The 15,949-nt window shown below is 25.7% G+C and carries 19 protein-coding genes and 2 pseudogenes; 20 read left to right on the top strand and 1 reads right to left on the bottom strand.

Annotated features, from left to right (window positions below; all coding sequences use genetic code 4):
- The first annotated feature begins 698 nt into the window (after positions 1 to 698).
- The 11 genes and pseudogenes from thyA (at position 699) to AACK93_RS00455 (ending at position 6,268) form a co-directional block, all read left to right on the top strand.
- Positions 699 to 1,616: pseudogene (gene thyA / locus AACK93_RS00500) on the top strand (thymidylate synthase).
- Positions 1,588 to 2,073 carry a dihydrofolate reductase gene (locus AACK93_RS00495; RefSeq protein ID WP_339024618.1) on the top strand — a complete coding sequence of 162 codons (486 nt, stop codon included), beginning with the start codon at positions 1,588 to 1,590 and terminating at the stop codon, positions 2,071 to 2,073. The pseudogene thyA and the gene AACK93_RS00495 overlap by 29 nt, the downstream one beginning before the upstream one ends.
- Positions 2,066 to 2,815, top strand: a complete 750-nt coding sequence (locus AACK93_RS00490; RefSeq protein WP_339024617.1) for a lysophospholipid acyltransferase family protein — start codon at positions 2,066 to 2,068, stop codon at positions 2,813 to 2,815. The genes AACK93_RS00495 and AACK93_RS00490 overlap by 8 nt, the downstream gene beginning before the upstream one ends.
- A gap of 18 nt (positions 2,816 to 2,833) precedes the next feature.
- A pseudogene (locus AACK93_RS08015) lies at positions 2,834 to 2,935 on the top strand (hypothetical protein); the annotation flags it as partial.
- 6 nt (positions 2,936 to 2,941) lie between these two features.
- Positions 2,942 to 3,106 (top strand): hypothetical protein, encoded by a 165-nt coding sequence (locus tag AACK93_RS00485; protein WP_339024616.1) that lies wholly within the window; start codon positions 2,942 to 2,944, stop codon positions 3,104 to 3,106.
- Between the two features lie 83 nt (positions 3,107 to 3,189).
- On the top strand, positions 3,190 to 3,417 hold the full coding sequence (locus tag AACK93_RS00480; protein WP_339024615.1) for a hypothetical protein: 228 nt from the start codon (positions 3,190 to 3,192) through the stop codon (positions 3,415 to 3,417).
- A 32-nt stretch (positions 3,418 to 3,449) separates the two neighbouring features.
- Positions 3,450 to 3,827, top strand: a complete 378-nt coding sequence (locus AACK93_RS00475; protein WP_339024614.1) for a hypothetical protein — start codon at positions 3,450 to 3,452, stop codon at positions 3,825 to 3,827.
- Positions 3,828 to 3,836: 9 nt separating this feature from the next.
- A complete protein-coding gene (locus tag AACK93_RS00470; RefSeq protein WP_339025438.1) occupies positions 3,837 to 4,181 on the top strand; it encodes a hypothetical protein in 345 nt (114 codons plus the stop codon).
- Between the two features lie 29 nt (positions 4,182 to 4,210).
- Positions 4,211 to 4,978: a segregation/condensation protein A gene (locus tag AACK93_RS00465; protein WP_339024613.1), complete on the top strand. Its 768-nt coding sequence runs from the start codon at positions 4,211 to 4,213 to the stop codon at positions 4,976 to 4,978.
- Positions 4,962 to 5,516 carry an SMC-Scp complex subunit ScpB gene (gene scpB, locus AACK93_RS00460; RefSeq protein ID WP_339024612.1) on the top strand — a complete coding sequence of 185 codons (555 nt, stop codon included), beginning with the start codon at positions 4,962 to 4,964 and terminating at the stop codon, positions 5,514 to 5,516. The genes AACK93_RS00465 and scpB overlap by 17 nt, the downstream gene beginning before the upstream one ends.
- Positions 5,517 to 5,527: 11 nt before the next feature.
- Entirely contained in the window at positions 5,528 to 6,268 is a 741-nt protein-coding gene (locus tag AACK93_RS00455; protein ID WP_339024611.1) for a pseudouridine synthase, read from the top strand.
- A gap of 3 nt (positions 6,269 to 6,271) precedes the next feature.
- Here the strand turns inward: AACK93_RS00455 and AACK93_RS00450 are convergent, their stop codons facing one another.
- Entirely contained in the window at positions 6,272 to 6,823 is a 552-nt protein-coding gene (locus AACK93_RS00450) for an inorganic diphosphatase (protein WP_339024609.1), read from the bottom strand.
- Positions 6,824 to 6,911: 88 nt separating this feature from the next.
- On the opposite strand from AACK93_RS00450, the gene AACK93_RS00445 reads away from it, so the two are divergent.
- From AACK93_RS00445 to AACK93_RS00405, 9 genes are all read left to right on the top strand, one after another.
- Complete coding sequence (locus tag AACK93_RS00445; RefSeq protein WP_339024608.1) at positions 6,912 to 7,565, top strand: ECF transporter S component; 654 nt, start codon at positions 6,912 to 6,914, stop codon at positions 7,563 to 7,565.
- Positions 7,566 to 8,351: 786 nt separating this feature from the next.
- Positions 8,352 to 9,044 (top strand): (d)CMP kinase, encoded by a 693-nt coding sequence (gene cmk / locus AACK93_RS00440; protein WP_339024606.1) that lies wholly within the window; start codon positions 8,352 to 8,354, stop codon positions 9,042 to 9,044.
- A gap of 12 nt (positions 9,045 to 9,056) precedes the next feature.
- A complete protein-coding gene (gene der / locus AACK93_RS00435; protein ID WP_339024605.1) occupies positions 9,057 to 10,376 on the top strand; it encodes a ribosome biogenesis GTPase Der in 1,320 nt (439 codons plus the stop codon).
- Between the two features lie 21 nt (positions 10,377 to 10,397).
- The gene (locus AACK93_RS00430) at positions 10,398 to 11,393 is read left to right on the top strand and encodes an NAD(P)H-dependent glycerol-3-phosphate dehydrogenase (RefSeq protein WP_339024604.1); all 996 of its coding nucleotides are present in this window, start codon (positions 10,398 to 10,400) and stop codon (positions 11,391 to 11,393) included.
- A gap of 5 nt (positions 11,394 to 11,398) precedes the next feature.
- On the top strand, positions 11,399 to 11,965 hold the full coding sequence (locus AACK93_RS00425; protein WP_339024602.1) for a hypothetical protein: 567 nt from the start codon (positions 11,399 to 11,401) through the stop codon (positions 11,963 to 11,965).
- A 4-nt stretch (positions 11,966 to 11,969) separates the two neighbouring features.
- Positions 11,970 to 12,245 (top strand): DivIVA domain-containing protein, encoded by a 276-nt coding sequence (locus AACK93_RS00420; protein ID WP_339024601.1) that lies wholly within the window; start codon positions 11,970 to 11,972, stop codon positions 12,243 to 12,245.
- 353 nt (positions 12,246 to 12,598) lie between these two features.
- Positions 12,599 to 13,018 (top strand): 50S ribosomal protein L9, encoded by a 420-nt coding sequence (gene rplI / locus AACK93_RS00415; protein WP_339024600.1) that lies wholly within the window; start codon positions 12,599 to 12,601, stop codon positions 13,016 to 13,018.
- Positions 13,018 to 14,403 carry a replicative DNA helicase gene (dnaB, locus tag AACK93_RS00410; protein WP_339024599.1) on the top strand — a complete coding sequence of 462 codons (1,386 nt, stop codon included), beginning with the start codon at positions 13,018 to 13,020 and terminating at the stop codon, positions 14,401 to 14,403. Before rplI ends, dnaB begins: the two co-directional genes overlap by 1 nt.
- Complete coding sequence (locus AACK93_RS00405; RefSeq protein WP_339024598.1) at positions 14,387 to 14,998, top strand: hypothetical protein; 612 nt, start codon at positions 14,387 to 14,389, stop codon at positions 14,996 to 14,998. The genes dnaB and AACK93_RS00405 overlap by 17 nt, the downstream gene beginning before the upstream one ends.
- Positions 14,999 to 15,949: the final 951 nt, after the last annotated feature.

Here is a 15,949-nt window from a genome sequence, read left to right as displayed (position 1 = left end):
TTTCAAAAAGATAGCAAGTAAGGAGCGCATAAAGTTTTGTTAGGTAGGTAAAGATTTAAATAATTTTGAAAGAAAAACAATCACAATTTAATTATCATTTTATTTAAAAAATAAGTAATAAAACAAAATATTTAACATTAACAAACAAAATCTCAATAAAAGTGGTTATAAAGACTAAGGAAAACGCTTATAAAAACAACATTAAAATAAGTTTTTACAACAAAAATCATACATAAGAAATATATACTTAATTTGAATATTGAAATAATTTATAGTAAATGATTATTTTTTATTTTTTAAAAAATACCTAAGAAAACTAAACGCAACCCGACAATTTAATTATCATTTTATTTGGAAAATAAATAACAAAACTGGATAGTTTACAATAAGTTGGACCATTTTTATATTTCTGCTTTCTTAATAATTTTATCTTATTTTGAAAGTCCACATAAATATGGTCCAACTTATTGTAAACTATCCAATATAACATTAAGGATTGTGAAATTTTTGTCGGAAATCTAGACGATGAATTCACTTCCCTGTAGTTGTTAAAAATAAAATTTTATAACTAAGAAATCATAGTAGTTAAGGTAATTTAAAATTACCTTAACTTTTTACTTTTTATTAAGTGTAATAGTTTTTTATTAGATTTTATGTTAAAATTAAAAAAGGAATAGAAATTGTCGCGAGGTGAAACAATGGAGCAGTATTTAATTTTATGTCGTCATATACAACATATATTAGAAAAGGGTCAAAATAAATCTAATTGTACACTTGTTGATATAATTAGTTTTTTTGGTTATCAAATGCGGTTTGATTTACAAAAAGGCTCTCCGCTATTAACAACAAAAAAATTATATTTAAAAGCTGTTATTTATGAATTATTATGATTTATTAAAGGCGGCACTAACATTAGAACTTTAGTACAAAATAATGTTAATATTTGAAATGAGTGACCTTATAAAAAATATCAAAATTCACTTGATTTTAAAAATGAACAATTACAAGATTTTATTTTTAAAGTTAAAAATGATGAGCAATTTGCTAAAAAATATGGTTATTTAGATTCGTTTTATGATAAACAATGGTGAAATTTTAATGGTATTGATCAATTAAAAAATTTAGAAAAGCAATTAAAAGATAATCTGCATTCACGAAGACATATTTTATCTAGTTGAAATCCTGAGGAAATTGAAGAAACGGCATTACTGCCTTGTCATTGTCATACATTATTTCAATTTTATGTTAATGCTGACAATAAATTATCCTGTCAGTTATATCAAAGAAGTGCTAATGTGTATTTTTAGGTGTTCCTTTTAATATTACTAGTTATGCTTTATTAACTTATATGCTGGCATCTATTTGTGGGTATGAAATTGGTGATTTTGTGCATACGATTGGTGATGCGCATATTTATACTAATCCATTTAGAACAAATAAATTAAAAATTAACAAGAACTCCAAAAAAATTAGGCAAATTAATAATTAATCGTTCAGTAACTTCAATTTTTGATTTTAAATATGAAGATTTTTCATTGTTAGATTATGAATTATATCCGGCGATAAAAGGAAAGGTGACAGTTAATTATGGTAATTTTAGTATGAGCAATGGATAAGAACGGTGTTATTGGTAAAGATAATAAATTGCCGTGGTGTTTAAATCAAGAATTACAATATTTTAAAGAAATTACCATCGAAAAAACAATTTTAATGGGAAGAAAAACTTTTGATAGTTTAAAAGTTAAACCTTTATCACAAAGAAAAACTATTGTTGTTAGTTGAAATCCTAATTATGAATTTAATCATCCTGATGTAATTGTGAGTAATGATTTAGAAGGTATTTTAAAACAATATGAGTATAGTTGTGATGACTTATATGTTTGTGGAGGTGCTTTGATTTATCAAATAGCAATTCCCTATTCCAACAAATTATTTGTTTCACTTGTTAATGATTCATATGGGGGCGATACTTATTTTCCAGAAATTGATTTCCATCAATTTAAAGAAATTAGTAAGAAACAATATGATAAATTTGTTGGATTAATTTATGAAAGGAAAGTTACTAATGAATAAATGAAGAGTAATAATCACATTGTCATATTTGCTACAAACTTTAAGAAAAGCAAAAAAAATGACAAAGAAAGTGCTTCGTGATCCTAATTCAGTATCGGAAGAATATCGTTATAAATGATTGCAAAAGCGGGCGCTATATTTTGCATGGTTATATAATGTTAAAGTTCATCCTCAAGGATTAGAAAATTGAGTTAATAATAAGGGGTGTGTGATGATTGTCAATCATCAATCAAATTTTGATGCTTTATTATTACTTTTAATTAATGATTTTAGTAAATTTGCTCCCTTAGCATTCATTGCTAAGCAAGAATTACAAGAACATAAAATATTTAAATGCTTTTTACAATTAATTGATGTTTTATTTTTAGATCGCAATAACCCAAGGCAAGCATTAGAAGTTTTTAATGATGCTAAAAAGTTAATTCGCGTCCCGCGAACAATGGTTATTTTTCCAGAAGGAACCAGAAGTAATAGTTCAACAGTACAAGAATTTAAGCCAGCAGCATTTAGAATCGCGTATCAAGCATATGTTCCAATTATTCCGGTTGCTATTATTAATTCATATGAAGTTTTTAATAAAAAATATCAAGGAAAGAAAAACATTTATCTTGTGATTCAAAAATCATTAGACCCCGCTAATTTTATTAATATTACTACCTATAATTTAGCAAAAAATATGCAAAATAATATTCAAAAAGTCATTAATAATTTTAATTTAAAAAATAAGGATGAAAAAAAATAATATGAATGTTGGATTTAATTAATAAGAAAAAAACAAAATCAACAATTAACAACAAAAGAAATTGATTTTATTATTAGTGATTTTACTAAAGATGATATTCCTGATTATCAAGTGAGTGCTTTTTTAATGACTGTTTGATTTAATGGTTTAAATGAACAAGAAACATTTGATTTAACAAAATCATTAATTAATTCTGGTGATTTATTAGATTTATCATTAATTAGTGGTTTTAAAGCTGATAAACATCCTACTGGTGTGGTGGTTTTTTGGGTAGTGTTGGCGATAAAATAAGTTTACTTTATGCTCCTTTGTTAGCAAGTTTTGGCATTAAGGTAGCAAAAATTTTTGGAAGAGGAGTATAACAACCTGGTGGAATGCTTGATAAGTTAGAAGCGATTCCTAATTTTAATGTTAATTTGCAGTGAAATGATTTTTTAAAGGTAATTAATGAATGTGGAATGAGTATTATTAGTCAAACGCAAGATATTAATATTACTACGGATGATAATAAAATTTATGCTTTAAGAGATAAGATAACACTACGAGAAAACTGTTGATTCCATTCTTTTAATAGCGCGCAGCGAGCAAGCAATTATGGATAAGAAAATTGTGCTGTGGGGAGTGGGAGTGGTGAGTGATATATGGTCTTGTTTTAGATGTTAAGTGTGGTAATGATGCTTTTATGAGTAATTTAACTGATGCTAAAAAATTAGTAAGAATAATGTTAAAAATTGCTCAAAAATTAAAAGTTAAAACTTCTGTTATTATTAGTGATATGAATCAACCATTAGGAAGAATGATTGGTAACATTTGTGAATTTTATGAAGCGTATGAATTTTTACAAGGTAAAAATCAAGATTCAGCATTAATAGAACTTGTAACCTCTCTAAGTTCGATTAGTTTATTACAAGCAGAAATTTGTAATAATTTTGATGAAGCAAAACAAAAATGTATTGAGCAACTAAAATCATTAGTTCTATTAAATATTTTTAAACAATTTATTAAACAGTAATCTGGTGATATTGATTTTGTTACTAATTTTGTTTGAAAAGATGCTGCTAAATTTGTTATTGAAATTAAAGCATCAGTTTCAGGATTTGTTAATTTTCATAACTGTTATGGTTTAGGTAATTTAGCAATACATTTAGAAGCAGGAAGAGAAACAAATTGTTTAATGATTGATTATATGGCCGGAATTTTTATTAATAAAAAAGCTCAAGAAAAAGTTAATGCTAATGAAACGACATTAACTTTATATATTAATATTAATAATGTCAGTGAGTTTACATCAGTGGCAAAAGAATTATTTACTATTGAACAATCTTTACCGCCGATTAATAATATTATTTATAAAATAATGCAATAGGGTAATTAAGATAAGGTGGATAAATAAATATGAGTAAATATCTGATTAACATTGATAATTTTCAAGGACCATTAGATTTACTTTTACATTTAATTAAAGAAAAAAATCTTAATATCTTTACTGTTGATGTTAGTAGTATTACAATGCAATATTTAGATTATTTAAATAAAATGGAAACATTAAATTTAGATATTGCTAGTGAATATTTAACAACGGCAGCATATCTTTTAGAATTAAAATCACGGCGATTATTACAACAGACTAATTTAGAAGAAGATAATAGTGATTATGAAGCAGATAATCGTCAAGAATTAATTAAAAAATTATTAGAATATCAAACTATTAAAGAAACAACTAGTTTTTTTAAAGAACAAGAAATTATTCGTCAGCAAGTTTTTACGAGACCAGCAATTGTTTCCAATTCACAACAATATACATCGTTAGCGAAGGAAACTAATTGAGATTTTAACTTAGAGCAATTAAGTTTTCAATTACAAGAAGTGTATAAAAGATATCAATTAAATATGCCAATGACAACACGCGTGGCCAAACAACAAATATCACCACAAAAGCGAGCATTAGAAATTTTTAATTTCTTAAAACAAAATCCCCAAAAAATTTATAATCTTTATGATATTTTTGTTGAAAGTGATAAAATTACAAATAATTTGCTTGTTGTTAGTTTTAGTGCCATTTTGGATTTAGTTCGTAGTCAGCAAATATATATTGAGCAAGCAGATATGTTTGCTCCCATCACATTAAAATATCGAGGTGAATTTAGTGAAGAAAGTGAATAATTATGCTTTAATGGAAGGATTAATTTTTATTGCTGGTGAAGAGGGCATTAGTAATCAAAAAATTGCTAAAAAGTTAAATCTTAGTCTTAATCTTGTTAATGAAATGTTAGTAACTATCCAACAACAGTTAGATGCCGATGAATCACGAGGCATATCATTAATGAATAATAATAATGTTTTTAAGTTTATGACAAAACAAGAACATTTTAATATTTATGAATCATTAGTTATTGAGCAAACTAGTAAATTATCAACAGCAGCATTAGAAACGCTAGCAATTATTGCTTATAAAGGTCCAATAGTAAAAAGTGAAATTGAAAGTATTCGTGGTGTTAGTAGTGATTTTATGGTTGCTAAATTAAAGGCTCGAGAATTAATTATTGAATTGGGGAGAAGTGATGCTCCGGGGCGACCAATATTATATGGTGTGAGTCAATGTTTTTTAGATTATTTTAATTTATCTTCGTTAGAAAAATTACCACCATTACCAGAATCTTTTTTTGATAAAGATGAAGACACTAATTTGTTTATTAATTAAGAATAATGATAATGAAAAAAGAACGATTACAAAAAATAATTGCTATGCGTGGTTATTGTTCGCGGCGAAAAGCTGAACAATTAATTTTAGCAGGAAAAGTTTCAGTTAATGAACAAATTATTACGGAATTAGGATTTAAAGTTGAAGCAAATGCTAAAATTACTGTTAATGGTCAATTATTGCCAGAAGAACAAGAAAATATTTATTTAGCTTTTAATAAACCAATCGGATGTATTACTTCTTTGGGTGACCCCCTAGGAAGAAAAACTGTCTTTGATTATTTAAAAGATATTACTGTTCGGATTTATCCGATTGGCAGATTAGATTATTATACTAGTGGGTTATTATTATTAACTAATGATGGTGATTTTGCTAATTTAATTACGCATCCGACCCACAGAATTAATAAAGTTTATGAAATAACAGCTAAAGGTAAAATTACTTCCACAATGATTAATAGTTTATTAAATGGTGTTTTAATTGATGATGATTTTTTAGCTAAAGCAGTACAAGTTAAATTATTAAGAGTAAATAGTAATCAACAAACTTATATGCTAGCAATAACTATTCAAGATGGTCGCAATCAACAAATTCGAAAAATGATTAAAGCAATAAATGGTAAAGTTTTATCATTAAAACGACTTGCTGTGGGAATATTAACCCTTAATGGCATTAGTGAAGGTCATTATCGGTTATTAACAAATGATGAAGTTAAGCAATTAGAAAAAATAGCGAAAAAAAATAATCCCTAAGGATTATTTTTGTATTTTTTTAAATTTTTCTAGTAATTTTTCTTTTCCTTCATTAATAAGAAGATCATTATATTTAGTATATAGTTCACGACAATAAGCTAATTCGTTTAAAGCTCATTTTTCATTTTTTCATTCTTTAACAATAACTGCTTTTTTTTGTAACTGTTTATATTGGATAAAGAAATTTTTAATTTTTGCTAAGGTATGTTCAGGAACATCTTTTAAAGATTTAAGATGATTAAAATGCGGGTCATCGGCTAAAACACCAAATATTTTAGTATCAATTTTACCACCATCAATCATTTTTAAAGCTCCAAGAATTCTAACATTAGCTTGACAACCGGGAATCGTTGGATGTGTTGCTAAAGCAATAACATCAAGAGGATCACCATCTCAGTCTAAAGTATTTTCAATACAACCGTATTCACCAGGATAAACATTAGCACCATATAAAACACGATCTAAAATAATTCTTTTAGTTTCAAAATTATATTCGTATTTGTTAATACTACCAGTAGTAATTTCAATAATTACAGGAACGATATTATTTTCCATTAATAAATTTTCTCCTTTTTTTATTTGTAAAAATATTATACAATAAATATGTTGAAATAATGGTAATTAATTAAGGAGTAATAAATTAATGAGAAAGATAACAAGATTGTTATGAGTAACACTTAAAAATGATAGTCAATTAACAATTAAAAAGTTAGTTTTAATTGCTAATTTTTTAGCTATTTGTTTATTAGTTGGTTATATTAGTAAATTTATTCCACCTTTATTTTTACCTTATTTAAAATTAGAATTTATTGATGTTTTTATTATTATTGCTTTTCCGTTTTTAGGAATTATTTATACTTATTTTTTAGTATTTTTAATTCCTTGAACGTTAATGCTAATTACTAGTAATAATGGTCCAATTGCTTATTTAGCGTTAATGTTAGCAACAGGAGGATTTTATTCAATATTTTTGATTGTGCAAATGCCATTATTTTTTATTATTCAATTTTGTGAATGAACAAAAAATAGTTCTGGTAAATTTTTAACGATTGTTGTTTGAATTATTAGTATTTTTTTAGCAGCAATTATTAATTCGTTTTGAATGACTTTTTTAAATTGAGTTTTTATTTTGGAATTATATGGGGTGGTATCTTTGCAAAATCAGTTATTTGTAGTTTTTTTACCATTTAATTTAATAAAATTTTGTTTGGAATCTTTAGTTTATAGTTTAATCGTAACATCAACTTGACCATTAATTGAAAAAAATGCTAACGCAGGTTATTATATTTTATTATAATTATATTAGAGAAATAAGGCGATAGTAGTGAAAATTGAACAAACAAGGATGGAACGATTTTCGCTCTTACAAGAATAAATTAATCGTGAGATTGAGTTAGATCAAGCATTATTGCAAGAAGAAGAGTTATTTCAAGATTATATTACTCGTTTTAGTCATATTGATAAGGAATATTTTTAAGAATTTCTTAATAATATTAATCAAGAACGAGAACTATTAAGCCTTCAATTACATCAAGATCATTCAAAAGATTTTATTAATTTTGAAGTTAGATATGAAATTAATCAATATTTAAGTGATATTCGTAGTGATTGTGATTTAAATGATAATGTTAATTTACAACAAATTTTACAAGACCATAATTATCATCATAAATTTGGGCAACATTTAAATGGTGCTAGTGAAAGTAAATATCAAGAAATAATTTTGGGGTTAGAAAATTCTGTTAAAAATTTACAAACTAAAATTTCTTCGGAAACGTAATTAACTCAGCAAGTAATTAAAAAACCTATCAAAAAAATTTAAAAAAACATTCAGAGGCGTTAATACCTATAAAAAACCATTAGTAGAATTATTATCAAATTCAGCCGCATAATGACTGATGAACAATTTAATAAGTTAATAAAAAATGTTTAAAAAGCAAAAAATTAGTTTTAAATGATTATTATTGTTAATAATTGGTAGTATTATCTTGGCTATCTCTTTATTAATTGTTCTTTTACTTTTATTAATTCAATAATATTACATTATATTAGATGTATAATTTACTAGAGGTGAAATAAAAAAATGAAACAGATAAATATTGCTATTGATGGACCGGCCGGAAGTGGAAAGTCAACAACTGCTAAATTAGTTGCTAAACGGTTACATTATATTTTTATTGACACTGGTTTAATGTATCGGGCTTTAACGCTTTATTGCTTAGTAAATAAAATTGATATTAATGATAATAGAGCAGTTATTAAGGTATTAACTAATATTAGATTTAGTTATGATACTAATGGTAATATTTATGTGAATGGGATTAAACAAAATTCTTATGATTTAATTAGTAAAAAAGTTGTTAATCATGTTAGTTTAATTAGTGCTATCAAAGCAGTAAGAACATTTATGGTTAAAATTCAAAGAGCAATTGTTCAAGGTTTTGGTTATATTCTTGCCGGAAGAGATATCGGGACCGCTGTTTTACCTAATGCTCAATTAAAAGTATTTTTAACAGCAACAATTACTAAACGAGCACAAAGAAGAGTTGAACAAGCACGACAACAAGGAATAGTTTTAGAGTTGTCTAGTGTTCAAAATAATTTACAAGATCGTGATCGTCAAGATTCTGATCGTAAAGTTAGTCCCTTAAAGAAAGCTAATGATGCAATTGAAATTGATAATAGTAATTTATCATTAGATCAAATTGTTGATTTAATTGTGACAATGGTTTATGAAATTAAAAAAAATCAATGCCTTTTGCAAATGCATAGTTAGGAAAAAAATAAAATGAAAAATTCTGCAATTGTCGCTATTATTGGGCGACCTAATGTTGGTAAGTCAACATTGTTTAATCGTTTAATTAAAAATCGTTTATCAATTGTTGATGATACATCAGGGGTTACCAGAGACCGGATTTATCAAAAGGCACAATGACTTAATCGTGAATTTTGATTAGTAGATACTGGTGGCCTTGGTTTTGGTAATGATGAATTACAAGCACAAATTTCATTACAAGCACAAATTGCGATTGAACAAGCTGATGTTATTATTTTTACTACTAATTATCAAGAACGATTGCAAGATGAAGAAAAACGAATTGCTAAAATGCTTTATGGAATTAATAAACCAATTATTTTGGTTGTTAATAAATATGATAATCAACAAGTTAATAATGAACTATATGATTTTATCCAATTAGGATTTGGTGAGCCAATTGCTGTTTCTTCAACGCATGGTATCGGGATTGGTGATTTGTTAGATAAAATTATTTTTAGTTTAAATCAATTAAATTTAGAAATAAAACCAGATTCTGAAAATGAAACTAAAATGGCTATTATTGGGCGACCTAATGTTGGTAAGTCTAGTTTAACAAACGCATTATTAAATGAGTTGCGGGTTGTTGTTTCTAATCTTCCGGGCACGACAACAGATGCTGTTGATAGTTCATTTGTTAGAAATGGTCAAAAATTTGTTGTTATTGATACGGCGGGAATTAGAAAACGGGGAAAAGTTCAAACAAATTTAGAAAAGTATAGTTTTTTACGAGCTTTAAAGGCTGTTGAACGAAGTGATATTGTTTTATTAGTATTAGATGGCAATGAAAACATTAGAGAACAAGATGTTAAAATTGGCGCGATTGCGAATGAGGGTTATAAACCAGTAATTATTGTTGTTAACAAATATGATGAAATGGAAAAAACAAAAAAATCATTAGATGATTTTCGTAAAGAAATTCAAGTTCATTTTAAATATTTGCATTATGCTTTTGTAATTTTTGTTTCGGCATTAAAAAATGTGCATCTTGGAAAGATTTTTCAAAATATTAATAAGATTCAAGAAAAACAAAACTTACGAATTCAAACTAGTATTGTTAATGAAATTCTTATTAAGGCTCAGTTATTACATCAACCACCTATTTTTCAAGGTGAAAGATTAAAGATATATTATGCCACACAAGTAAGTAAGCAGCCGATTACTTTTGTTTTATTTGTTAATAATCCTAAGCATTTACATTTTTCATATGCAAGATTTTTGGAAAATCAATTACGAGAATATTTTGACTTTCAAGGGATTCCATTACGATTGATTTTTCGTCAAAGAAAATAAATATTTAAGGAAGGTAAAATAATGCAAAAAATTATTATTTTAGGAACTGGGGCGTTTGCTAGTGCTTTGGCACAAGTTTTAGCAGATAATAAAAATGAAGTATTAATGTATGGCATTGAAAAAAGTGAAGTTGATGATATTAACAATAATCATCAAAATAGTAAATATTTTCAAGAGATTTGTTTAAATGAAAATATTGTTGCTACTAATGATTTAAAACAAGCTGTATGTGATGCTAAAGTTATTGTTTTTGCGGTTCCTTCACAGGTTTTGCCTATCGTTTGTCAGCAAATTAATGAGTTAATAACTTATCCAGTGCATTTTATTAATATTGCTAAAGGTTTTGAACCTAATACTGGTGAAAGGTTATCATTAACGATTCGTAAAAATTTAAAACCTGATATTATTGAAGATTTGTCAGGACTATATGGCCCTAGTATTGCAATTGAAATTGTTCAAAGATTTCCCACACAAGTAACAGCGGTTAGTGAGAATTTATTATATGCGAAAAAAATTCAACAATATTTTAATAGTGAAAATTTTTCGGTAACGATTACTAATGATTTTATTGGTGTTGAATGCGCTAGTGCTTTAAAAAATGTTATTGCGATTATTTCAGGAATGTTAAAAGGACAAAATGCTAGTGATAATACTGTTGCATCTTTTATTACTATTGGTTTAAATGAAGCAATTAAATTTAGTAATAAAATGGGGGGGGAAACAGAAACATTTTTAACGCCAGCGGGCATTGGTGATTTAATTTTAACAGCAATGTCCCCAAAATCTCGTAATTATCAATTTGGTTATGAAATTGGTAAAACTAATGATCCAGAAACTGTTATTAAGCAATCACAAAAAACTGTTGAAGGTTTTGGTACTTGCAAGTTAGTTAATGAGCAAATGTCAAAATTAAATTTAAAACTACCTTTATTTGCATTATTATATAAAATTCTTTATTCATATGAAAATCCGCAAATTGTAATTGACAACTTTTTAAAACATGTTTCAATTGAATAAAAATAATGAACATAAATTCGTTAAATATTTTTCATAAGTGAAGACTTTTATTACAGTTTTATAAGGTTCTTTTAATTACTGAAGATGAATTAATTATTTTATTATTATTAATGCATTTATTATCAGAAGAATATCAATTTGTAACCTCTGAGAAATTAGAAAATTTTTCTAATTTTGATGTTAACAAAATTGATAAACTATTAGTTCGATTGTTAGAAAAAGATTATTTATGAATTAGTAATTTTAATGATAAGTTAACAATGTCATTAACACCATTATTTAATAAAATTTTTCACCAGTTGCAAGATGATAATGTAATTATTGAAGATAAGTTTGTTGATATTAATAGTGTTTTAATAACGCCGTTATCTTTTGAACAAAAATTATTTATTGAACAACATTTGAATGATGAAAATTTAGTTAATAAGGTACAATCGTTAAAAAGTAATAATAAAAAAACTAATTTTATTAAATTACAACAGTTGATTTTAAATTCTGATAATAAAAAAAGTTTATCACAATTTAATTGATTAATTACTGATATGATTGATGCCATAAAAAAGGAGGAATAATTTTATGAAAAATGATAATAGTTTTAAATTGGTAAAAGAGGATATTTTAGAAAAGGAATTTCAAATTAATTTTAAAGGTTATGATGTCCAAGAAGTTAAACGGTTTTTAGATATTATTCAAAAAGATTATGATGCTTTTAATAAAATTATTGAAACTCATGTTGATGAAATTTTGAGTTTAAAAGAAAAAATCAAAGAAATAATTGAAGAACATGAAAAGTTAAAAAGTAATTATGAAATTGTTATGCAACAATGAGATAAATTAGAAGAAAAGTTTTAAGAAATGTTGATATCATTCATTAATCGGTTAAGGCACATAAAATTTTATTAGGTAGGTAGGTAAATATTTAAATAAGTATTAAGACGTCAGAGCCGTGTTTAGTTTTCTTAGGTATTTTTTAAAAAAGAAAAAATACCTAAGAAAACTAAACACGGCTCTTAATAATTTTTGTTTTGTAAAAATTAAATAATATGATAAAATGATAACGAGTAAAAATGACGACAACAAGAAGGGCGGGGTTAGTTTAGTAATTAAATAATATAATTAGCTGATTGTTTTACTTCTTCAAAGCAATACCTAAGAAAACTAAACACGACCAGTGAAAGTAGTTTTATTGAAAAATTTAAAAAATTATGGTAAAAAAAAACGATATTATCACCGTTGCTGACGGATATGAATATGAAAAAAACTATTTATTATCACAAAAAATAGCAATTGTGGCTTCAATTCAAACTTGAGCGCAGTTAGGAAAACAACAACAAAAATTTGATAATAAAATTAATGAAAAAAAGCTTGAAAATGAAGCATTAAAATTAGAAATTGAAAAGATAATTTTAAATTTTGATTTGAAAATTAATAAAAATAAGGTATTTGGAACAATTACTAGTAAACAGATTATTGAAAAATTAAGTCAAAAGTATAAGTATAATATTCAATTAGATAAAAAACAGTTAGTTAATTATCAAAATATTAATATTATTAGTATTAATAATATTAAATTATTTAATGATATTTTTACGATTTTGAAAATTCAAGTTGTAGGTAAAAAGTAATGACTATTACTAATAATTTTTTATTAGAAGATGCTGAGGTTAGTATTTTAGCGGCAGTTATTAATTCTAAAAGTGCTAGTGATGAGGTTGTTGCTTTTCTTAATGAGAATGATTTTATTAATTCCCGACATAAATTAATTTTTAAAGCAATTACTTCGTTATATAATCATCAATTACCAATTGATTTACCAATTTTAACTGATATGTTAGTTAAACAACAAAGTCTTAGTCAGGCTGGTGGGGTGGAATATTTAACTTTGATCACTCAAAGTTATATTAGTGATGCTAATTTAGATGATTATTTAAAAATTATTGTTGAACGCACAATGTTAAGAAATTTGCAATTAGTAACTCAAGATATTACTAAGAAAATTAATACTGAAATTAGTGTGTGAGAACTTTTAGGAATTGCTGAACGGAAAATTTTGGAAATTGCTAATAATCGTAAAAAAAATGAGTTTAAAAGTACTAAGGATATTGTTGATGCAACATTATCTAAGATTGAGAAGTTACAAACTAGTGATAATCAATTAACAGGTTCAGATAGTGGTTTTATGCAATTAAATAAGATTACTAATGGTTTTCAAAATGGTGATTTTATTATTTTGGCAGCTCGTCCTTCAATGGGGAAAACAGCTTTAGCATTAAATTTTGCTGTTAATTGTGCAAGAGTTTATAAAGATAGTGCTGTGGTCATTTTTTCTTTAGAAATGCCAACTGAACAATTAATTTTGAGAATTTTAGGTTCAGAAACAAAAATTAGTTCAATGCAAATTAAAACGGGAAAAAATTTAACAAGTCGAAATTGACAAGATTTAACTAGTGTTGGTAGTAAATTAAAGCAAAGCAATATTTTTATTGATGATTCCCCGGGATTGCGAGTGATTGAATTAATTTCTAAATTAAGAAAATTAAGTCGTAATTATGATTTAAAGTTGGTTGTTATTGATTACTTGCAATTATTAGTTGGTGATGGCGAGAATCGGCAACAAGAAATTTCCAATATTTCTCGAAGTTTAAAGGCATTAGCAAGAGAACTAGAAGTACCAATTGTTTGTTTATCACAGTTATCGCGAAAAGTAGAATCAAGAGAAGATAAACGACCATTAATGTCTGATTTGCGTGAATCAGGAGCAATTGAACAGGATGCTGACTTAATTATGTTTCTTTATCGTGAAGACTATTATGAAAAGAAAGAAGATAGTTTGAATGAAGAATCACATAAAGCACGATTAATTATTTCTAAGCATCGTAATGGTCCGACCGGAACAGTAGAATTACTTTTTTTACAAAAGTATGGTAGTTTTATTGATTATAATAAGATTGTGAATAAAAATGAAAAGAAAGAAGGAACAAAATATGAAAAGAATGTTTTCAATAATTAGTCATTCAATGACTAGTTTTGTAATGATATTTAGTATTGTTGCTTGTAGCATGAAGACGCACCTGGTTACAGTTAATATTACTAATGCTGCTAATGAAGCAACAATATTTGATAAGATTTTTCGTGCTGAGGCGGTTACTAAGACAATAAATAGTTTATTTTATACTTATAAAAAAAATGGTAAAACAACGTGAGTAGAAAATAATAAAGAGAATGTAAAGCAATTAAATAGTGAATTAGCAACTCAATTTTATGCTGATTTTTATACAAGGTCAGGAGATACATTTTCATATCAGTTTGATATTAATAATTCGTTTGTTAATGATAAATTGAATTTTAATGGAGCTGAGATTAAAGTAATTGATGGTATTAAAGCAGAAGTAACTGATGATAAGACATCACCTAAAAAAATTGCTTTTGATGTTTTCTTTCAAGGCATTGCCCAAAAGTATAAGTTTAGTGGTGTTGTTAATTGAAAATATAATATTGTGAAACTTAATCCGAAGGAAAAAAAAACTGATAAGTTGGTATTTTTTTGTGATTATAACAATGATTTAGCACAAATTAAGATTAATAGTTTTGTAAAAGTAACTTAATTTAATATTTAATTATTATTTTCATAATAGACTTGGTACATAACCCTTAATTTTATCTTATTTTGAAAGTCCACATAAATATGGTTCAACTTATTGTAACCTATTCAAATAATGTATTTTTAAAATCAAATACACTTATAAATCCAAAAATAGAATTAGTTGCCGATTCAGGATATCAAGGTTTGCAAAATGTTCATAAAAATACATTATTACCAATTAAAAAGAGTAAAAATAATTCTTTAAATCCAAATAAAAGGAATATAATAATTTTTTTTAAGTAAAGTTAGAATTACCATTGAGCATGTTTTTGCTAAATTAAAAAGATTTAAAATACTAGTTTATCGTTATCGCAATAAAATTAGAAGGTTTGGATTACGATTTAACTTAATTTCAGGAATATATAATTTTGAATTAAGCTAGTTATAGTTATGTACCAAGTCTAATGTAATTAAGTATTATTCATCAATATTTTTTTAAAAAATTAATGACTTTGTTTAGTTTTATTTTTCAAGATTATTTTTGCTTTAATTTTTTGAATAATAAAAACGGATTAATTTTTTAAATTGAATTACAAAATATATTGTTCCGCCTCATCAAAAAACAAATATTCCCGCTAGCAAATGACACTATTGAGCTTCTCGAAGAAATCGACCATCTCTCTTTATTCATAAAATCATTAAATTCGTTACTTGTTCCAGTTATTCATTTAGTATCGATTACTGTTAATGCACAAATTAACAAGCTTATAAAGATAAAAATGATACTTAATACTATTTTTAACCACTTTTTTTAAAAGAATTTTTAATTCTTAATTTTAATGGCATTTTTTCTTTTGAATTATCTTTTTTAAATAATTTTCCTAAAAGTTTTTCCATTTTAATTCTTCTTTCACATTTTTTATCGTCCTTTAATCACAATAAATAAAGCAATAAATACACAAGTGACACCAAG

This window comes from Spiroplasma endosymbiont of Agriotes lineatus, from assembly GCF_964019485.1.
In the GTDB taxonomy this organism is placed as follows: Bacteria; Bacillota_I; Bacilli_A; order Mycoplasmatales; family Nriv7; genus Nriv7.
This window is presented reverse-complemented; position numbering and strand designations above follow the sequence as displayed.